This window comes from Microcoleus sp. AT3-A2, assembly GCF_036705685.1.
Taxonomy (GTDB): Bacteria; Cyanobacteriota; Cyanobacteriia; order Cyanobacteriales; family Microcoleaceae; genus Microcoleus.
Genome location: NZ_JAUBVF010000028.1, coordinates 36954 through 56332, shown reverse-complemented (window position 1 = coordinate 56332; position 19379 = coordinate 36954). Strand labels below are relative to the sequence as shown.

18 protein-coding genes are annotated in these 19379 nt (G+C 45.3%); 13 read left to right on the top strand and 5 right to left on the bottom strand.

From position 1 onward, the window contains the following. Positions 1 to 173: 173 nt before the first annotated feature. Positions 174 to 410, bottom strand: a complete 237-nt coding sequence (locus QUB37_RS16990; RefSeq protein WP_333164031.1) for a hypothetical protein — start codon at positions 408 to 410, stop codon at positions 174 to 176. Positions 411 to 553: 143 nt separating this feature from the next. Here QUB37_RS16990 and QUB37_RS16985 point away from each other — a divergent pair, with 143 nt between their 5' ends. Continuing rightward, complete coding sequence (locus QUB37_RS16985) at positions 554 to 904, top strand: hypothetical protein (RefSeq protein ID WP_333164029.1); 351 nt, start codon at positions 554 to 556, stop codon at positions 902 to 904. Here QUB37_RS16985 and QUB37_RS16980 read toward each other — a convergent pair. Further along, positions 901 to 1803 (bottom strand): undecaprenyl-diphosphate phosphatase, encoded by a 903-nt coding sequence (locus tag QUB37_RS16980; RefSeq protein WP_333164027.1) that lies wholly within the window; start codon positions 1801 to 1803, stop codon positions 901 to 903. The two genes, QUB37_RS16985 and QUB37_RS16980, sit on opposite strands and share 4 nt — an antisense overlap. Before the next feature lie 322 nt (positions 1804 to 2125). On the opposite strand from QUB37_RS16980, the gene QUB37_RS16975 reads away from it, so the two are divergent. Together QUB37_RS16975 and QUB37_RS16970 are read left to right on the top strand one after the other, a co-directional pair. Beyond that, the gene (locus QUB37_RS16975) at positions 2126 to 2737 is read left to right on the top strand and encodes a thylakoid membrane photosystem I accumulation factor (RefSeq protein WP_333164025.1); all 612 of its coding nucleotides are present in this window, start codon (positions 2126 to 2128) and stop codon (positions 2735 to 2737) included. Between the two features lie 219 nt (positions 2738 to 2956). Continuing rightward, the gene (locus QUB37_RS16970) at positions 2957 to 4018 is read left to right on the top strand and encodes a mannose-1-phosphate guanylyltransferase (RefSeq protein ID WP_333164023.1); all 1062 of its coding nucleotides are present in this window, start codon (positions 2957 to 2959) and stop codon (positions 4016 to 4018) included. A 113-nt stretch (positions 4019 to 4131) separates the two neighbouring features. On the opposite strand, the gene QUB37_RS16965 is transcribed toward QUB37_RS16970, so the two are convergent. Next, entirely contained in the window at positions 4132 to 4716 is a 585-nt protein-coding gene (locus QUB37_RS16965) for a Uma2 family endonuclease (protein WP_333164021.1), read from the bottom strand. 299 nt (positions 4717 to 5015) lie between these two features. Between QUB37_RS16965 and QUB37_RS16960 the strand changes: the two genes are divergently transcribed. The 7 genes from QUB37_RS16960 to QUB37_RS16930 all read left to right on the top strand — a co-directional run bounded on the left by QUB37_RS16960 (position 5016) and on the right by QUB37_RS16930 (position 11343). Continuing rightward, positions 5016 to 6668, top strand: a complete 1653-nt coding sequence (locus QUB37_RS16960) for an AarF/ABC1/UbiB kinase family protein (protein ID WP_333164019.1) — start codon at positions 5016 to 5018, stop codon at positions 6666 to 6668. Positions 6669 to 6928: 260 nt separating this feature from the next. Further along, the gene (locus QUB37_RS16955; protein ID WP_333164016.1) at positions 6929 to 7135 is read left to right on the top strand and encodes a hypothetical protein; all 207 of its coding nucleotides are present in this window, start codon (positions 6929 to 6931) and stop codon (positions 7133 to 7135) included. 340 nt (positions 7136 to 7475) lie between these two features. Then, entirely contained in the window at positions 7476 to 8417 is a 942-nt protein-coding gene (gene uvsE / locus QUB37_RS16950; protein WP_333164013.1) for a UV DNA damage repair endonuclease UvsE, read from the top strand. Between the two features lie 195 nt (positions 8418 to 8612). Next, the gene (locus tag QUB37_RS16945; RefSeq protein ID WP_333164009.1) at positions 8613 to 9281 is read left to right on the top strand and encodes an SOS response-associated peptidase; all 669 of its coding nucleotides are present in this window, start codon (positions 8613 to 8615) and stop codon (positions 9279 to 9281) included. A gap of 149 nt (positions 9282 to 9430) precedes the next feature. Beyond that, positions 9431 to 9817 (top strand): VOC family protein, encoded by a 387-nt coding sequence (locus tag QUB37_RS16940; protein ID WP_333164006.1) that lies wholly within the window; start codon positions 9431 to 9433, stop codon positions 9815 to 9817. Positions 9818 to 9937: 120 nt separating this feature from the next. Then, on the top strand, positions 9938 to 10855 hold the full coding sequence (locus QUB37_RS16935; RefSeq protein WP_333164004.1) for an AraC family transcriptional regulator: 918 nt from the start codon (positions 9938 to 9940) through the stop codon (positions 10853 to 10855). 83 nt (positions 10856 to 10938) lie between these two features. After that, positions 10939 to 11343, top strand: coding sequence for an MAPEG family protein (locus tag QUB37_RS16930; protein WP_333164001.1), 405 nt, complete (start codon positions 10939 to 10941; stop codon positions 11341 to 11343). A gap of 97 nt (positions 11344 to 11440) precedes the next feature. On the opposite strand, the gene QUB37_RS16925 is transcribed toward QUB37_RS16930, so the two are convergent. After that, positions 11441 to 12058: a CP12 domain-containing protein gene (locus tag QUB37_RS16925; protein ID WP_333163998.1), complete on the bottom strand. Its 618-nt coding sequence runs from the start codon at positions 12056 to 12058 to the stop codon at positions 11441 to 11443. A gap of 491 nt (positions 12059 to 12549) precedes the next feature. Between QUB37_RS16925 and glpX the strand changes: the two genes are divergently transcribed. The 3 genes from glpX to QUB37_RS16910 all read left to right on the top strand — a co-directional run bounded on the left by glpX (position 12550) and on the right by QUB37_RS16910 (position 18405). After that, complete coding sequence (gene glpX / locus QUB37_RS16920; RefSeq protein WP_333163996.1) at positions 12550 to 13587, top strand: class II fructose-bisphosphatase; 1038 nt, start codon at positions 12550 to 12552, stop codon at positions 13585 to 13587. Between the two features lie 145 nt (positions 13588 to 13732). Beyond that, positions 13733 to 15025 (top strand): glutamyl-tRNA reductase, encoded by a 1293-nt coding sequence (locus QUB37_RS16915; RefSeq protein ID WP_333163994.1) that lies wholly within the window; start codon positions 13733 to 13735, stop codon positions 15023 to 15025. Between the two features lie 359 nt (positions 15026 to 15384). Then, a complete protein-coding gene (locus QUB37_RS16910) occupies positions 15385 to 18405 on the top strand; it encodes a UPF0182 family protein (protein WP_333163992.1) in 3021 nt (1006 codons plus the stop codon). A 280-nt stretch (positions 18406 to 18685) separates the two neighbouring features. On the opposite strand, the gene QUB37_RS16905 is transcribed toward QUB37_RS16910, so the two are convergent. After that, on the bottom strand, positions 18686 to 19354 hold the full coding sequence (locus QUB37_RS16905; RefSeq protein WP_333163989.1) for a hypothetical protein: 669 nt from the start codon (positions 19352 to 19354) through the stop codon (positions 18686 to 18688). Positions 19355 to 19379: the final 25 nt, after the last annotated feature.

Sequence of the window (19379 nt, the reverse complement as noted above, 5' to 3'; positions counted from 1 at the left end):
TAATAATTGAAATGTCTGATCCATTATAGTTTTTTAAGTATCTTGAATTGCGAATCAGTTCAGTATATCTGATGTGATAAACACTTTTGCTACTTCGTTCCCGATCTATATATTCGCGATATCATTGGAGTCAAATATTTGTGACACAACCAAAGCACGCGGTAACTAATCATCTAACCCTTGAATATTGGACTATTGTCTGGCCAGCCTTCGGGCGGATTAAAGTAACCCGAGATCATTCGTTTAGTCATCAACCAGGAATGCACGTATAGCGGTAGATCGACATAAACCAGAGTATCCGCCTCATCAAGTCGCAGCCAGACGGTTTCCATGCAACCAAACCCGTCAATAATCCATCTGTCAGTCTGCAAAATTTCCTGATGGGCGTGCTTGTATTCTTCCTGTGACACCTCAACGCCGCCCGATCAATATTTAATCTTGTCCAAGACGTAAAGCGGCAACCCAGTGATGTCCGATAATCTCTTGCTGAGAGTTGATTTACCGCCTCCAGCGTGGCCCAATACTGCTACTTTTGTAAAGTTTTTCCACGTCAATGATAGTTTTAGAGTTTAAGGCTAAGGCAAAAACAACTCAATACGCTGCTGCAGACGAAGCGATTAAAACCGCTCAGTTTGTCCGCCACAAATGTGTCCGTTTTTGGATGGGCAACCGAGGTGTGGAACAAAAAGATATGTATCGTCACAATACAGCATTGAGAGCCGAATATCCCTTTGTCAAAGCCTTAAACTCTCATGCTTGTCAAGTTGCAGCTCTTACGGCATATATAGGGCAAAAAAGTGTGAGTAAGGTGCTAGGGCGAGCGATTGCTTTATTACCCATTACCGAACATACCTCACTGCCCTTGAGAAGGGCTATAATTAGGTTCAAGTTAGTCGTGTTTTAGATATTTCTCAGCCCCCCACCTGCGAGCGCCGTTAAAATGGCTACGCCAAAAGCTAGCCGATATAACACAAATATCCACGTCTTTTGAGTTTGCAGGAACTTCATTAGCCACGCGATAGACAAATAAGAAAACACAAATGCCGAAATCGTTCCCACTATCAAAGCTGCAACTCCAGCATCGCCGATTCCTTGTCCCAAATCACCCTTTAATTCCACTAATCCAGCCAGAGTAATTGCCGGAATTCCCATTAAAAAAGAAAACCGCGCGGCGGCAGGCCTTTCCAATCCCATGAACAATCCTGCTGTTAGAGTGGAACCCGATCGCGAACACCCCGGAATCAATGCAATTGCTTGAGCTAATCCCATAAAAATTCCGTCTAAGACAGTTAACTTTTCATAAGTGCGATTGCGCTTGCCAGTTTTTTCTGCTGTTGCTAACAGTAGCGACATGACGATCGAAGCAATGGCGATGCTGGCCAAACTCCTGAGTGGCGAGTTGTCAAAATCTGGAACCAATGCCTTGATTAGCAGCCCAAAAAAGACTATAGGTATTGTTCCCAAAACCAGTGCTACCGCCATTTGAAACTCTTGCGATTTGTAGTCGCGCCGCACCACGGATTCAACTGCACCAACAGTTATATTTGTCAAGTCTTTCCAGAAATACCAAAGCACTGCAATAATGCTGCCCAACTGAATAACAGCAGTATAAGCAACCCCCGGATCGCCCCATCCCAGGGCGATCGGCACTACCTTCAAATGAGCGCTGCTGCTGATGGGCAAAAACTCTGTTAATCCTTGTACAATCCCTAAAACAAGGGCCTGCACCAGATTAATTTGAGCAGACCCGGAAACATCAGCAGCGGGCGTTTGGGCGAGGAGTGCGTTAAGCAAAACTATCATTAGTTGTAAATTCCCAGTTGTCAGTTTCTAGTAATCAGTTGAATTTAATATCTTGCACCCTTCTGGCAAGCTAGAAGCTCACCCCACCACAAATAAATTTTATTGTGGCGCGGACAGTTCCAGTCCGCCGCTGAAAAGCCGAACGCAAATAGTGATCTTCTGCCTGTAGAATCGCCTTGTCGATCGCCACTATCAGCAATTTATGATCATCGAGCCGAAACTACTTTAACCTACTCAAGAACATTTGCCTACATTTTGCTGATAAACTTAGGAAAGTTTTTGCATCTGATTTCGCTTTCCTTACAGCAACTGCCAACAACCTATGATATTTCCTGAGAACAAAAATTCACTTGTTACTGCTGCTTCAGGCATCCGCTGGCTGAGGCGAATCTTGTCAGCCAGTCTTGCAACAGTGGCGATCGCACTTAGCTTAATACTGCTAAGCGGAACGGCCCCAGCCTTGGCAACTCTTACGGACGATCGCTTTGACGGTACAATATTTGCCCTCTACGCCGGCAACGGTTCCCTAGTTCCTCCTAAAGTCAAGATTGCAGATTCTTTCAAACGTCATAAACCCGTACTGTTAGTTTTTTACACTGATGACAGCAGCGACTCCAAGCAATACGCGATCGTCGTCTCTCAACTCCAGGAATTTTACGGTCGCGAAGCCGATTTTATGCCCATAACAATTGACTCTTTGCCTCCGCAACCGTCACCAGAAATCACCGAACCAAGCCATTATTACGAAGGTTTCGTACCTCAAACTGTCATCCTCGACCAATCGGGAAAAGTAGTGTTTAATGAGAAAGGACAAATACCATTTGAACAGGTAGATGATGCTTTTCGGAAAGTATTTGACTTGCTGCCCAGAGAAAAATCAATCCCGCTCAAACGCCGTGTCGTGAACGAACTTAACGTCGAATTGTCGAAGTAATAGGTAATGGCTAATTGCTAGTCGCTATAGCAATTTTCAATGATTCCTTAACGAGAGTTTTTTTGTTTTATATTGGGTAAGGTGCGCTAGGCGCACCCTACATTTCGGGTGAGACAGTCAACAGTCAAAAGTCAACCATTATTCTCCCTCAGTAATTCTTTACAAACACCATATCGGGTCTCAGGGCAAAATGGACGTGAACTATTTAAACTTTAAACAATGAGTAGAACCTTAATTCCTGTGATTCTGGCCGGCGGTAAAGGTGAACGTTTCTGGCCACTGAGTCGCAAACAGCGCCCCAAGCAGTTTTTGAGTCTCGACGGTAGCGGCAAGAGTTTGCTGCAAGCTACAGCAGAAAGACTATTAACATTAGGTAACGGCTGGGACGATTTGTGGGTGGTAACGTCGGAAATGTTGGCTGCGGGGGTTCGCGAACAGTTGCCGCTGTTACCTCCTGAGAATTTGCTGGCGGAACCGGAGGGCCGGGATACTGCGCCGGCGGTGGCATGGACTGCTATAGAAACTGCGAAGCGTTACGGTGAGGATGCGGTGGTGGGTTTTTTCCCGGCGGATCACTGGATTGGGGAACCACAGGAGTTTATCAAGACTTTGGAGGCGGCGGCGGAGTTGGCGAACAATCAGGATGCGATCGCCACTTTGGGAGTAAAACCGAGTTATGCTTCCACCGGCTACGGCTACATCGAACAAGGCGAGGAAATTGGCAGTTTTGGGGGTTTTCCGGCCTATCGAGTGGCGCGGTTTACCGAAAAGCCCGATCGCACAACTGCTGAAGAATTTGTAGCCAGCGGCAAGTTTAGTTGGAACGGCGGAATTTTTGTATTTCGAGTCGGAACTGTCTTGACAGAATTGCGAAATCATGTACCGGAAATGATGGCAGCTTTGGAAGCAAAAGGCGCCCAGGCGTACTCGGAATTACCCAAAATTAGCATCGATTACGCGCTGATGGAGAAGACGCAAAAGGCTTGTGTTCTGCCCGTAGGCTTTAGCTGGGACGATTTGGGAGATTGGAATGCGATCGGTCGTTTGCTGCAAGGAGATAAGCCGAATGTGGAGTTAGCAAAACACGTCGGAATTGATACGAAAGGTGGCATTTTCTATGCAGCCGATGAGAATGAGGTGATTGTCACCATTGGTTTAGAAGATGTCGTAGTTGTCAGAGATGGCAATGTAACTTTGATTGTGAAAAAGGATAGGACGCAAGAGATAAAACAGGTAATTAAAGTGTTGGGAGAAGATGAGAAATTGAAAGATTTGCTGTGAGAGTGAAATGAGGCAGCACGACACGGATTCTGAAGGCGGATACACCAACTATTCATCACTGTTTATCCAGGCATTCGTTTTTGAATCTGTGTTGGGCATTAATATTTACTTATTTACATAATTTCTTCTAAATTCAACACAAAACCAGGCAGTACATCTTCACCTGATAGAGTGGCAGGATTTTCGAGAATTTCAACATCTTGACCGGGGCGATAAATTTCTACCCGCCGATTTTGCCTGTCAATTAACCAACCCAATTTAGCACCGTTCTCTATATATTCTTGCATTTTCTCTTGAAGTTTCTTCAAGGAATCAGTCCGAGAACGCAACTCAACAACAAAATCAGGACACAAAGGAGCAAAACTGTCTTTTTGTTCCGGTGTTAAAGCATCCCAGCGTTCTTTTTTGACCCAAGAAGCATCAGGAGAGCGATCGGCACCATTGGGGAGTGTAAAGCCTCCAGAAGAGTCGAAGGCAACTCCTAGATTATTTTGGCGGCTCCAGGCTCGAAGTTGATACGATAGATCCATATTGCGCTTGCTAGTTTCACTGCCTGTCGGTGGCATAATAATTAATTCCCCGGATGCTGTACGTTCAAATTGATAATCGCGGTTGTTCTGACAAAGCTGAAAAAATTGCTCGTCAGTTAAGTTGATGGATAATTCGATCGAGTTGGTAGGAAATTGGATGGCAATCATGTCTTTTATACGGTTTTAAACACATTTAGACTCGGGTTATTTGATCACTTACTCATTCCAGTATTTAACACAATTTTTCAATTAAATAAATTTAATTATAAAAATATTATGTCTGCTTTAAATGTAAATTACTATGAGAAGTAATGCCAAAGCCAAAGACCGATCGCCCCCACACCCCAAAGCTCTCACGCGCATTCCCACTATTTCGCCCAAGTTATTCCCCAAGACACTGGTCAGCCCGGTCAACAGCGCTATCCTAGTAGTTATATAGCCCTTAAACCGATCGACCCGGAGGCCCCTTGTTTAGCCTAGTTCAAAACAATTCTCGCAAAGGAGAAATTCTAGAGGTCGTCTTCCGCAACGGTTGGGACTACATGAAAAGCCTCCTAACCGGCCGCAAAACCGACGCACCCAGTCTCCCAACTCCAGCAGTGCTCCGCAACATCCTCGTCGAATTAGGCCCAGTATTTGTCAAATTGGGTCAATTGCTGAGCACCCGTCCTGACCTTTTACCCGCCAGCTATATCGAAACTCTCTCCACGCTACAAGCGGAAGTGCCGCCCGTACCGTGGTCGCAAGTAGAAGCAATCGTCCGCCTGGAACTCACACAATCTCTCGAAAATACCTTCGCCAAATTTAACACCGAAGCCATCGCCGCAGGTTCCATTGCCCAAACCCACAAAGCTACTTTAAAAGACGGTCGCGAAGTCGCCCTCAAAGTTCAGCGCCCCGGTATTGATATTGTCATCGAACAAGATATCGCCGTGCTCCGAGGTTTGGCAGAACTTGTCATGCTCACAGACTTCGGTCAACAATACGATATTGTCGCCCTAGCTGAAGAATTTGCGATCGCCCTGCGTGCAGAATTAGACTTCATTCAAGAAGCCAGCTACACAGACGAACTGCGCCGCAATTTATCTAAAAGTAAATGGTTTGACCCTACACAAGTTGTCCTACCAGAAATTAACTGGGAGTTAACTACAAAAAAACTCTTAGTAATGGAGTGGCTGAACGGAGTCCCGATTTTGTTAGGCGATTTGCAAGGAATTCGCCAAAAAGGAGATGTAAATGCCGAACGCGAAGAAATTACAACGCTGCTTTGCCGCGTTTTCTTCCAGCAGTTATATATCGACGGATTCTTTCACGCAGACCCGCATCCCGGCAATTTATTTTATCTCAAAGACGGCCGCATAGCTTTGCTAGACTGCGGCATGGTCGGCAGATTAGACCCGCGAACTCAGCAGAATTTGACCGAAATGTTGCTGGCAATTGTCGATTTAGACGCTCAGCGCTGCGCTCAATTAACTTTGGAAATGGCAGAATTTGCTCAGCCGACAAGTTTAGTTAATCTAGAGAACGATTTAGCTCGAATGCTCCGCAAGTATTACAATGTGAGCTTGTCGCAAATGAACTTGTCGGAAATTTTTTATGAGGTGCTGGAAATCACCCGCAAAAATAAAATTCGGCTGCCCAGCAATCTCGGTTTGTATGCAAAAACTCTCGCTAATTTGGAAGGACTGGCGCGCTCTTTTAATCCCCGGTTTAATATTGTAGAGCAGGTGAAGCCGCTGATGACCGATATGTTTCGGCGTCAGTTATTAGGAGATGATCCGATACAAGCTCTGCTGAGAACTGCTCTGGATCTCAAAAGCTTATCTTTGCAATCTCCGCGACAAGTGGAAGTGCTTTTAGACCGAGTTACTTCGGAAACTTTGAAGTGGAACTTGACACTAAAAGAACTCGATCCGCTACGCCGCACTCTGGGGGATTCTGCGAACCGACTTTCTTTTAGTATTGTCGTGGGTTCGCTGATTGTGGGGGCGGCAATTATTTCTTCAAACGCACAAACTTCTCAGTTATCTTTTCTGAGCACTGGTTTGTTTGGGGCGGCAAGTTTTTTGGGTTTTTGGTTGATTATTAGCATTCTCAGATCAGGGCGTTTGCGGAGTTGATTGGAAAGAGGAAATAGAGAAAATCAGGAGATATAGAAATCCTTTCGGGAAACGCGCAACTGGCTTTTTTTGTGAAGGAACCGCGAAGACTCTCTTGACGCGGATGTTGATAAGAGAAGAGAAAGATTTCACACTTTATGCCAGGAGTGCTATAGCATCCTCAACTATTAAGCAACATCTCTGACTTAAGATAGGCGATCGCCCGCAGCCGCTAAGTCTAAGCTAGAAATTGTTCCATAAACCTAATTGAGGAAAAAAAGATGAGCAGCGGTCACGCCAGCCATAAAGGTTCTTCCACAAAACCCAATACCAACACAAACGGTCAAATTACATCCCCTGACGACCAACCCGCTGACCCGCTAAATCAAGAAACATCCGGTTATCCGTTCCATAACGAAGCAATGGAAAATCCTGTTGCCACCGCGCGACCCGGCGAAGATGCTGAGTCTGGCGAAGAACAGCAATAGTTATATCGATTAAATAGGCCTCGATATGCTATCTGCGACGCGGTTGATTAGATCTTTGATAAAAATCCGGTTTGTACTAATTACATCTTGCACTTGCATAGTCCGCCAGGGATTTGAATCTCCGGCGGACTCTTCGGGCAGGTTCAGTAGTACCTCATATCAAATCCGTTGAGATCGGAATTATCATCTCTCTCTTCTCTTTCTCTGTGTCCTCTGTGCCCTCTGTGGTTTAATCATTCCGATACAGCCGGAATTGATATCACAGCTTCAGAACCAAGGACTAAAGTCCTTACTACAAAACTATCTAACCTCTAAAATTCAAGTTAGGAATTATTGAGAAATGAGCGAGATTAACCAACTATTTCAAAAAGACAAATTGCCGGAATTGGGGTTAGTCTGCATTACAACATCCAATGAAGTTCGCTTTCGCACTGTCACGCGGAAGCGACTTTTACAGCTTTCGGAAACTGAACAAGAAACTGTATTGCGCGAGCTTTATGCAGACAACTTAAAACGGCTTGACAAAGCGATCGACTTCTGTTGTGCTAATCAAATTAAGCTCTACCGCATGACTTCCGCACTGTTCCCTTTTGCAGATACAGATTTGGGGGAAGCAGTGCTACACTCCATGACTGAGGAATTGCGGATTATCGGCGATCGCGCTCTTTCTTTGGGCATCCGCTTGGTACTCCACCCGGATCAATTTGTCGTCCTCAGTTCCGACAAGCTTTCTGTAGTTGAAAACAGCATTAAAATTCTTGCCACTCATGCTTTAATTTTAGATATGTTGGGACAGCCCCGATCGCCCCAGGCACTGATGAACATTCACGGCGGCAAGAGCGATCGCACTTCGCAGCTCAAATCAGTCATCCGCGATTTACCCGAATCAATTAGATCGCGCTTAACCTTTGAAAATGACGAATACGCTTACAGTTCCTCGGAAATTTTAGAAGTTTGTCTCGATACCGGCGTACCAATGGTTTTTGATGCCCACCACCACGTCATTCACGAACATTTAGAAACTTACGACGATCCCAGCGTTGCCGAAATGCTCGCAGCAGCCCGCACAAGTTGGTCGGTTCCTGAATGGCAATTAGTGCACATATCGAATGGCAGAGAATTTTTTGCCGATCCGCGCCACAGCGATTTAATTACAGAAATGCCTAATTGCTATTATCAGGCTCCGTGGATTGAAGTAGAAGCTAAATTCAAAGAATTAGCGATTGAAAAGTTGCGCGCCGAATGGTTGTCTGCGAATGTTCCACAATTTAGCAATGTCTAGTAGGGTGGGGTTTTACAAACCATCTTTGCCTAACACGAATAATCTCCAAAACCCGCCCCGCTTGGGCGGTAAATCGCGATGTCTCGTAGGGGCGGGTTTTACCAACAATCATTGCCTAACACGCATAATCTAGAAAACCCGCCCCGCCCAACGGTAAATCCCAATCTACCTTTTTGTTAATACCAATTATAAATTATGTGTGGACGATACACTTTAACTACTTCAGGTCAAATCATAGCCGAATTCTTCAAACTTTCGGCAGTTCCCGACATCAAACCGCGATACAATATCGCCCCAACTCAATCAGTTGCCACAGTCACAGTTTCTCAAGAGCAAATGCAGCGACAGTTCCAATTTATGCGCTGGGGTTTGATTCCAAGTTGGGCAAAAGACATGAAAATAGGCAGCAAGATGATTAACGCGCGATCGGAAACTGTAGCCGAAAAACCTGCTTTTCGCAGCGCCATCAAGCACAGGCGATGTTTGATAGTCGCTGACGGTTTCTACGAATGGCAACAGCAGGGAAAGAACAAACAGCCTTACTATTTTCAAAAGGCAGATGGGGAACCTTTTGCTTTTGCCGGTTTGTGGGAAAATTGGGAGTCTCCTGAAAAAGAAAACATTGTATCTTGCAGTATAATTACTACCGCTGCTAACGAAACAGTGCAGCCGATGCACGATCGAATGCCGGTGATTCTCCCCGACAGCGATTGGGAACAGTGGCTCGATCCTGCTGTTAAAAATGCTCAGGAAGTTTTGCCCTTGTTAAAGCCCTATGCTGCTGCGATGAAAGCAAAGGCGGTAAGTGCGATCGTCAACAGTCCAAGTAGAGACACTCCCGAATGTATTAGCGATCGGCAATAAATGATGGGAGCGGACAACACCGAGATAGTGTCAGTTATGATGTAAAATGATGTTTGAGTTGTAGCTTTGGTTTTCTAAGGATCAGTTTAACTCAGTTGTTATTTGCTCAAACATTTTTTTATCTTAACATCAGTTAGAGGACAAAAAATATGATTGGATACGTTACAGTCGGCACCAACAATCTTGAACGTGCAGCCAAGTTTTATGATACTTTGCTTGCGGAAATTGGCGCTCAACGATTCATGGAATTCGACCGATTTATCGCATGGAGCGTTTCTCCAGAGATGCCAGGATTTGCTGTTGCAAAACCCTTTGATGGCAACGAAGCAACTGTTGGTAATGGCGTAATGATCGCACTTCAAGTTGACAGTCCAGAAAAAGTCAACTTAGTTTATAACAAAGCGATCGAACTTGGCGCTAAGGATGAAGGAGCAGTGGGGTCAAGAGGCACGTTACCGGGGTTTTATGTGGGATATTTTCGGGATCTAGATGGGAATAAGCTGAACGTGTTTTATATGATTGGGCCAAACAGTTAAGAAAAAAAACCGCTAGGTTAAGGTGCGTCGTCACTCGTCAATAATCTACAACTTTCCCTTGAATATCTGACAGCGACGCACCTACAAAATCAAAGAATTCTCAATCTATTTAAGCGCAACATGAGAACATTAGAGCCAGAGGTAAAGCTGATTGATTTCAGCCAAGAGAAAGCAACAGATTTTATGCTGCCTCAGCCTGCTGTCCTGACAAGTTCAGGATGGGATAATATATATTTTGAACACCATCAACAGCCGCAGTTTGAAACGCCCGATCATCAAGGTACATGGCACGTTATTGCTTATTGTCCTGCTTTTGATGTGTCGGGAGAGCGATCGGGAGAACGATGGTTGGATGGTAAGCTGAAAACAGAAGCGCGGAATCAGGGAGACATTGCGGTGATTCCGGCGGATATTTCCCAGCGGTGCAATTGGAATACTTTAGCTCAGTTTACCATTTTGGCGATCGCCCCTGCACTCCTGGAACAAGTCGCTCAAGATTGGGTAAATCCCGATCGCATTGAACTGATCCCTCATTACATGACAGAACAAGATATCCTGATTCAAGGGATATTCGGCGCTTTGAGACAAGAATTAGAATTTGGCAAAATCGGCGGTTATTTGCTGATTGATAGTCTCAAAACCGCATTAGCTATTCACCTGTTGCGGAATTATTGTACCGCGCAACCTCGACTTTCTAGCTATACGGATGGATTATCTAAACCCAAGCTGCAACAGATAACGGAGTATATCAACGAACATCTTCATGAAGACGTAAAGCTCCTTGAACTTGCTGCGATCTCCCAAATTAGTCCTTATCACTTTTTACGTCTGTTCAAGCAAAGCATGGGCTTAACACCCCACCAGTATATCTTGCAGCGCCGCATCCAGAAAGCCAAGTACCTATTGCAAGAGAGCGAACTTAGTATCGCAGATATTGCTTTCCGGGTAGGATTTTGCGACCAAAGTCACTTCACTCGATGTTTCAAGCGCCTGCTGGGGAGGACACCGAAACAATTCCTGGCCGGGCGATCGCAATAATCTACCAAAAATCCCGCAACTTTTTTCTATATTTATCAATAGCGAGCTTCCTAAACTATTAGTAAGTTTTACGAGGTTTGTTTATGAATTCGCTTAACATGACCTTTCCTCTCTGGGGTTTAGCAATTTTCATTGTGTGGACAATTGCTGTGGTTATCCTTCTCCTCGCAGTCAGAATCCGGCACCTATCTGCGGGTGGATCAGTAAAAGATTTTGGGACACCAAACGATGAAAGCTTGCTGTGGCGACTATTTCGGGTTCAGTCAAATTTAGTAGAAAACCTGCCTTTATATCTGGGAGTTGTTTTCCTGCTTACAGTTCGGGGCGTATCTGGAACAGCGGTAGATTTGCTGATTGTTGCATACATCGTGTTTCGGCTTGTACACTCAGTCATTCACATCGCTGGGATTAATCCAATATTTCGCCTTTTTTGCTTAGTGATTCAGTTAAGTTGCTTAGTTACCTTAACTTTGATGACTTTCTTCTAAAGGCAGAAGGTAGAAGGCAGAATTTTTGATTCTTCCAACTGCCAACTGCTTTCCTGTCAACTGACCAATCACCAATGACTAATCACTAATCATTAAATTAACTGTCGTACATCCGGGCTTCAGCCGCCTCGGGATTTTCCTCGCAATACTCGTCAAAAGCCGTTTTTTCAAGCTTCATCGATCGCTGGTGAGAAGCCTCAGCCTGCATTTCCTCTACAATGTCCCACGCTACCGCGCACTCTCTAGAAGTAGCGCCTTTCTCGGCACAGATAGTTCTGGCATCCGCGATCGCCTGTTCGATTTGTTCCTCAAATAAAACACTTTTCGGCTTCTCGACAAAATCGCTTTTTGTCAAGATATCCGTTACCGAAATAATGCCCAGCAGTTTGTCTTTAATCACCGGAGCTCGGCGGATTCGGGTATTGGCGAACAGCCTCGCCACGTATTCCACGCCCAGGTCGGGATTCACCGTGATGCACGGTTTGGTCATAATCTCGAAGACGCGGACTTTCTGCGGGTCTACTCCGTAGGCTGTTACTTTGTAAACAATATCCGTTTCCGTCACAATTCCGTAGGCGTCTTGTTCGTGGCGGCGTTCCACAATTAACGCGCGCAAACACAGTTCGTTCATCATCGCCACCGCTTCAGCTACAGTTGCCGAACCGCGAATGGTAACAACTTCTGTTGTCATAATATCTTGGGCTTTCATCATCATTTTTTATTCCTTCCCGCTGATAAAGTCTACTGCGTCCCGATTTGGGGCTGTCCATTTGATTTGCGATCGTCATTAGGACTTACCCTCAGAAACCCGGTTTCCACCAAAATGTTGGGTTTAGTAACGATAAATCCGGTCTAGCAACTAGGTTTCTGAGAAATCGTGGGATCGCAAACTAATCATAAAACCTTTAACGGCACTCGGAATGACAAGTTGCCTGAAACAGCCGATCGCTCCCCCGGAGCCTCTGGAGTCCGCGATTTAGCCCTCAGACGGGGCTAGCGTGCGATCTTCCAAGCAACAGTGAAGTATTGCGATCGATCTTTGAGCTTGTTGGGATCAGATTTTCCAGCCCCAGTCTCAAAGAAGCAAAAGTTAACACAAACTAGGCAACTGCTTGCGCTCGCACAGATCCCCGCCTCTGATAAACTTGATTGCTGGGAGTGCAAAAGAGCACAAGGCACGCATCAGCAGTTGAGAGGATCTAGTTCGTGGACAATGTAATCGGTTTAGAGATTATCGAAGTAGTTGAGCAGGCAGCCATCGCCTCCGCTCGCTTGATGGGCAAAGGCGAAAAAGATGAAGCCGACAGAGTGGCTGTAGAAGCCATGCGGGAGCGCATGAACAAAATTCATATGCGCGGCCGCATCGTCATCGGCGAAGGCGAACGCGATGACGCACCCATGCTTTACATCGGTGAACAAGTAGGTATTTGTACCCGCGAAGATGCCAAAGATGTCTGCAACATAGATGAATTGATCGAAATTGATATCGCTGTGGACCCCTGCGAAGGTACTAACCTGGTAGCTTACGGTCAAAACGGTTCGATGGCAGTTTTGGCAATCTCTGAAAAAGGTGGTTTGTTTGCGGCACCGGATTTTTACATGAACAAATTGGCTGCTCCTGCGGCTGCTAAGAATCATGTAGATATTCGCAAAACGCCCACTCAAAACCTCAAAATTATCTCTGATTGCCTCGGCCGCAGTATTGAAGATTTGGTAGTGGTCGTGATGGATCGCGATCGGCACAAAGGTTTAATTAAGGAAATTCGGGAAGCGGGTGCAAGAGTTCGGCTGATCAGCGACGGCGACGTTTCGGCAGCGATTTCTTGCGCGTTTTCTGGTTCCAACATCCACGCACTTATGGGTATTGGTGCAGCACCGGAAGGTGTGATTTCCGCAGCAGCAATGCGCTGTTTGGGCGGTCACTTCCAAGGGCAGTTAATTTACGATCCGGCTGTCGTAAAAACTGGTTTGATCGGTGAAAGCAAAGAGAGCAATATCGCCCGCCTGAAAGAGATGGGCATCACAGACCCAGACAAGATTTACAATGCTGAAGAGCTGGCATCTGGAGAAACAGTTCTGTTTGCAGCTTGCGGGATTACCCCCGGAACGCTGATGGATGGAGTTCGCTTCTTTGGCGGCGGCGCTCGCACTGAAAGTTTGGTAATTTCTTCTCAGTCGAAGACTGCTCGGTTTGTGGATACAATCCATATGTTTGACCAGCCTAAATCTCTGCAATTGAATTAGTGATTAGTTAGTGGTTAACAGTTAAATGTTAACAATTAACAGTTAACGGTTAACAGTCACCGGTGATTAGCAATTAGCGATAAACTAATAACTAATAACAGGTGACTGTTAACACCTAAGCAAGAAATAGTGACAAATCACAGATATGAATATTGCAGTCATAGGTCTCAGCCACAAAACAGCGCCGGTTGAAGTTCGCGAAAAACTGAGCATTCCAGAACAGAAAGTTGAAGCCGCGATCGCCCAATTGCGTGGCTATCCGCACATTCAAGAGGTTGCCATCCTCAGCACTTGCAACCGCTTAGAGATTTATATTGTTACCAGCGAGTCGGAGCCTGGTGTGCGAGAGGTTATTCAGTTCCTTTCGGAATGCAGTAAAGTTCCTTTGCAGTCTTTGCGCCCTCACCTGTTTATTTTGCTGCACGAAGATGCGGTGATGCACTTGATGCGAGTGGCTTCTGGCCTCGACAGTTTGGTGCTCGGAGAAGGACAAATTTTGGCTCAGGTGAAACAAACTCACAAACTCGCCCAGCAGTACAAAGGTGTAGGCAGAATTTTAGAGCGCTTGTTCAAGCAAGCTCTCACAGCAGGGAAGCGAGTTCGCACGGAAACTAGCATCGGTACCGGTGCAGTTTCTATCAGTTCGGCGGCGGCAGAATTGGCTCAAATGAAGGGTCAGCATTTAGCAAGCAGCAAAATAGCAATTATCGGTGCTGGCAAAATGTCGCGGCTTTTGGTGCAGCATTTGCTCTCAAAAGGAGCTAGCCATATTTCGATAGTTAACCGCTCTGTGCGGGGCGCCCTGGAGTTGGCCGGTCAGTTTAAAGATGCTCAATTGCACCTCTATCAGCTCTCGGAAATGATGCAGATAATTGCCGCTTCTGACTTGGTTTTTACCAGTACGGCAGCTACCGATCCGCTGTTAAATAAAGCTAAATTGGAAGCGGTTTTAGACCCGAATCGCCCTTTGATGTTGGTGGATATTTCTGTGCCGCGCAACATTGACTCGGATGCGAACGAACTCGCTAATGTGCGATCGTTTAATGTGGACGACTTGAAAGCAGTGGTAGCTCAAAATCACGAAAGCCGCCGCAAAATGGCAATGGAAGCTCAGGGCTTGCTCGAACAGGAAGTAGAGGCTTTCGATCTCTGGTGGCGCAGTCTGGAAACTGTTCCTACTATTAGCTGTTTGCGGGATAAGATAGAATTGATTCGGGAACAAGAGTTAGAAAAAGCTTTATCGCGTCTGGGTTCGGAATTTTCGGAGAAACATCAAGATGTGATTGAATCTTTAACAAGGGGGATTGTGAATAAGATTTTGCACGATCCGATGGTACAGTTGCGCGCTCAGCAGGATATTGAGGCGCGGCGGCAAGCGATGCAAACTTTGCAAACACTGTTTAATTTGGATGTGGATGTCAATCAGCAGTACAGCTAATTTGTCATTAGTCATTAGTCATTAGTCATTTGACAGGAAAGCAGTTAGCCCTTGACCCGAAAGCAGGTGTCATATCATGTCCGGTCGAGCGACCGCGATTTTTGTAGGGGAGGGTTCGCCAACAATACCTGCCAATAATTGACCAGCTCAAAAACCCGCCCCGACCGGGATATTATGGTTAATCGATCGGACATGATATCATATTATGTCCGATCGACTACCATGAATAAAAATGCCTCCAACCCTTGCGGCAAAAGCATCATTCGGGAGGGTAATTTGCTCAAACCTGATATCAGTTATCATTTAACCAATAACTAATGACTAATGACTAATGACTAATGACTAATAACTAATAACTAATGACTAATAGGCGAATTTATCAAATAATCCTACTGATTGGGGGGCTATGGCTGGTTGTTGAGTTTGCCTCCCGCATTGCTGCAGAAATTCTCTGGTTTCAGGAAGTTGGATATCTTCAGGTTTTTCTCTTAAAGCTGAAAACTCAAGGGTTGCTGGGGGCGATCGCAATTGCCGTTTCTTCTGTCTTTTTGCTCGGAAATTTGGCTTTAGCCCGCCGCCTGCAACATCCCGCAGAGGAAATGAAATCGCCGGTTGCGGGGGCGCTATTGGCTTCACTGAGGGCGAACAAAACGGGGAAGAATATTGGGAAGAATTACGAAATACCTGTTGCTAAATCCCAAATAACCTTTTCCTGGCTGCTGTTGGCAGTATTTGGATTGAGTTCGATCGCAACTTTTATAGTAATTCACTGCGGGCTGTTAGCTGCAAGCAGCATCACCTATTTGGGTATAGCTGACAATTTACCTGCGTCGCCTGTGCAGTTGGGAATTGAGTCAATCCAACAAATAGGGGTGCAGCTATTTTCTCACTGGTGGCAGTTGGGCTTGCTGCTGGGGACAATTTTAGCTGTGGCAATTAAGCCTGATTTTTTGCTGCAGGCGATCGCCCTTTTTCTCAGTTTGGCGATCGGGCTTATTGCCACCAGTCGCTGGACCAATGTTTTGCAATGTTTTCACCCTACTAATTTTAACACAACCGACCCTCTTTTTAATCAAAATATTAGCTTTTATGTATTTATTTTGCCAATTTTAGATTTACTAGGCTTCTGGCTGACAGTTGTATTTTGGTACAGTTTAGTATCTTGTGCTTTAACATATTTGCTGTCAGGAAATAGCCTGAGTCAAGGGAGATTTTTGGGGTTTTCTCGATCGCAGCAGCGGCACTTGTACGGGTTGGGTGCAGCTTCAATGCTAGCCGCCGCATTCCGCTACTGGCTGGGGCGCTACGCATTGCTGTATTCGCGGGGAGACGTTACTTACGGGGCGAATTATGCTGACGTGACGGTGCGGCTGCCCTGGTATGGATTTTTGAGTATTTTGGCGGGGGCGATCGCACTTTTGATGCTGTGGCAGGTTTACCAATTCAAAATTAAAAATGAACTCATAAAAAAAATTCTTTTAGCGTGGCTAACTTTAAGTTTTTTGGGAGTTTTCCTGCTGCCACAAATTGTGCAGCAACTCCTAGTTAGACCCAACGAACTAGCACGAGAGAAGCCATATATCCAGCGCAGTATTGCCTTTACTCAAGAAGCCTTTGACCTCAACACAATCGAAATAAAAACTTTCGATCCCGCCGGAAAACTTACTTATGCCGACTTAGAAAAAAATCAACTTACTATCAGCAACATCCGCCTGTGGGACAAGCGACCGCTGCTGCAAACCACCCGACAGTTACAGCAAATCAGACCATATTATACATTTCCTGATGCCGATATCGATCGCTACACAATCAAAAATGAAAAAGCACAAAAGGGAGATTCGGAAAGCCAACAAGTGTTTCTGGCAGCGCGGGAATTAGATTACACAGCAGTTGCCCCCGATGCTCAAACTTGGGTGAACGAACACCTAGTTTATACTCACGGTTACGGCTTTACTCTTTCTCCCGTAAACAGAGTCGGTGTCGGCGGTTTACCCGATTATTTTGTCAAAGATATTGGAGTTGCAGCCCAGAAAGGAGAGACTGCTTTGGAAGTCACTAGCGATCGAATTCGGGCCAGTATTCCGATCGGCTTCCCGCGAATTTACTACGGCGAAATCACCGATACAGACGTGATGGCGCCCACACAAGTCGCAGAATTCGACTATCCCAGTGGCGAAGAAAATGTTTACAATACTTACAGCGGTAGGGGCGGAATTGCGATCGGTCCTATTTGGCGGCGCTGGCTGTTTGCTAATTATCTCAAAAATTGGCAAATGGCGCTTACCCGCAATTTTACGCCAGAAACTAAATTGCTGTACCGCCGAAATATTAATAAAAGAGTCCGGGCCATCGCTCCTTTTTTGCGCTACGATTCCGACCCGTATTTAGTAGTAGCAAACGCCAATCTTAGCAATGATGACATAGAAAAAGCCAGGGAGGACAATGGCAACAAGATTAAACCTTCACCCTCGGCTACTGATAAATCTCCCAACTATCTTTACTGGATTATCGATGCCTACACAGCGAGCCCTGGCTATCCGTATTCTGACCCGGGAAATCATGAGTTTAACTACATCCGCAACTCCGTCAAAGTAGTGATTGATGCCTACAACGGGTCTGTTGACTTCTACGTTGCCTATCCCTCCGATCCCATTATTAACAGTTGGATTGCTATCTTTCCCGGACTCTTCAAACCCCTTGACAAAATGCCTCCGGCTCTCCGCACACATATCAGATACCCAGTAGATTTGTTGAGCATTCAATCCGAACGCTTGCTAGCTTATCATATGGAAGACCCGCAAGTATTTTACAATCGGGAGGATTTGTGGCGAGTTCCCCGTGAAATTTATGGCAGCGAACAGCAGCCCGTAGCACCGTATTATTTGATTACGAAACTGCCAACGGAAACAGAAGAAGAATTTATTTTGTTGCTGCCATTTACACCAGTAAGCCGCAACAATTTAATTGCTTGGATTGCAGGGCGATCTGATGGTGGCAATTACGGAAAATTGCTGTTGTATCTGTTCCCCAAACAGCGATTAGTTTACGGCCCGGAACAAATAGAAGCTTTAATTAACCAAGATCCAGTTATTTCCGAACAAATATCTCTCTGGAATCGCCAGGGTTCAAAAGCCATTCAAGGAAACTTATTAGTAATTCCTATCGAACAATCTTTACTGTATGTGGAACCTCTTTACTTAGAAGCAGAGCGCAATAGTTTACCAACTTTAGTCAGAGTTATTGCTGTCTACGAAAACCGCATAGTCATGGCAGAAAATCTTGACTTGGCACTCAAGGCACTTTTTCAGCAACAATCTACCAACAAACCGGCCATTATTCGACCTGTAGAAGGAACAGCACCAGCTTTAAATAGTGAATGATATCAATTCCGGTTGCACTCCTGATGATTGTTTACTGTTGACTGTTGATTGTTGACAATCAAGCATCCAAGATGCAAGCCCCCGCATTCATCGGTGGAGAAAGAAAAAATCTGTATCCGATGAAACTTGCCCCTCGAATTTATCCGTGGGGTCAATGCTTCAATCGAAAATCGAAAATCGAAAATCGAAAATCGATTGACTCTGGGTCAAAAAACTGAATGGTTGAGTGTTAACTGTTGACTCAATTGTATTATTCCGATGCAACCAGAAACGATATAAATTACTGCAATTTCTGTTCGCTAGCAGCCTTAATATCCTGCCACCAAACATCGACATAGGGCCACATCAATCTCTCGTGTCCTCCAGAATCTAGTTTCACAGTCACCTCATAACGGTAAATATGCGTGAGTTCGCCAGTTTTACCATTCAAATAAAATTGTTTGGGATTGTCGGTGATAATTTCTACCCTTTGATTCAACAGCGGCAGCATCTGGGTAGAAGAACCCTGAAACGGATTTTTGCCTTTGATCACATAGCCACCAATCAAAGAGAAGTACATTAAAGCTAGGAAAAATACTGTACATAAACCCACAATTACCAGTGTTTTTTGTTGTGAAAAACTGGTATAAACGCTCACATATCCTACGATCATAGTTCCCAAAAACAACAAATTTGGCAGGTACAGCCCATCTTCCAAAAAAACGCTACCAAAAAATATGAGGGCTACCTGAAAACCAAATAATGCAGCCACCCAACTCCAGCCAGTTAGCAACGATGCAGATAGTAGCAAATTCATTGCTACAGTAAGGGCGATCGCCATTGCTATAGCCGCAAGTGGTGCTGCATAATCGTACTGTCTGAAGGGAAGAAGAACAAAAAAGACTAAAGCATAAGCAAAACCCCCAAAAGCCAGTGCTAATCCACTAATTATTTCATTCCCGTTCAGCATGGCGAGGCATTTTTTGCTCGGTAAA

Bases quoted from the DNA above. Each gene is read 5' to 3' on its own strand.
- QUB37_RS16985 (WP_333164029.1), top strand. From the start codon at position 554: ATGATAGTTTTAGAGTTTAAGGCTAAGGCAAAAACAACTCAATACGCT.
- QUB37_RS16980 (WP_333164027.1), bottom strand. From the start codon at position 1,803: ATGATAGTTTTGCTTAACGCACTCCTCGCCCAAACGCCCGCTGCTGAT.
- QUB37_RS16975 (WP_333164025.1), top strand. From the start codon at position 2,126: ATGATATTTCCTGAGAACAAAAATTCACTTGTTACTGCTGCTTCAGGC.
- QUB37_RS16970 (WP_333164023.1), top strand. From the start codon at position 2,957: ATGAGTAGAACCTTAATTCCTGTGATTCTGGCCGGCGGTAAAGGTGAA.
- QUB37_RS16965 (WP_333164021.1), bottom strand. From the start codon at position 4,716: ATGATTGCCATCCAATTTCCTACCAACTCGATCGAATTATCCATCAAC.
- QUB37_RS16955 (WP_333164016.1), top strand. From the start codon at position 6,929: ATGAGCAGCGGTCACGCCAGCCATAAAGGTTCTTCCACAAAACCCAAT.
- uvsE (WP_333164013.1), top strand. From the start codon at position 7,476: ATGAGCGAGATTAACCAACTATTTCAAAAAGACAAATTGCCGGAATTG.
- QUB37_RS16945 (WP_333164009.1), top strand. From the start codon at position 8,613: ATGTGTGGACGATACACTTTAACTACTTCAGGTCAAATCATAGCCGAA.
- QUB37_RS16940 (WP_333164006.1), top strand. From the start codon at position 9,431: ATGATTGGATACGTTACAGTCGGCACCAACAATCTTGAACGTGCAGCC.
- QUB37_RS16935 (WP_333164004.1), top strand. From the start codon at position 9,938: ATGAGAACATTAGAGCCAGAGGTAAAGCTGATTGATTTCAGCCAAGAG.
- QUB37_RS16930 (WP_333164001.1), top strand. From the start codon at position 10,939: ATGAATTCGCTTAACATGACCTTTCCTCTCTGGGGTTTAGCAATTTTC.
- QUB37_RS16925 (WP_333163998.1), bottom strand. From the start codon at position 12,058: ATGATGATGAAAGCCCAAGATATTATGACAACAGAAGTTGTTACCATT.
- QUB37_RS16915 (WP_333163994.1), top strand. From the start codon at position 13,733: ATGAATATTGCAGTCATAGGTCTCAGCCACAAAACAGCGCCGGTTGAA.
- QUB37_RS16910 (WP_333163992.1), top strand. From the start codon at position 15,385: ATGACTAATAGGCGAATTTATCAAATAATCCTACTGATTGGGGGGCTA.
- QUB37_RS16905 (WP_333163989.1), bottom strand. From the start codon at position 19,354: ATGCTGAACGGGAATGAAATAATTAGTGGATTAGCACTGGCTTTTGGG.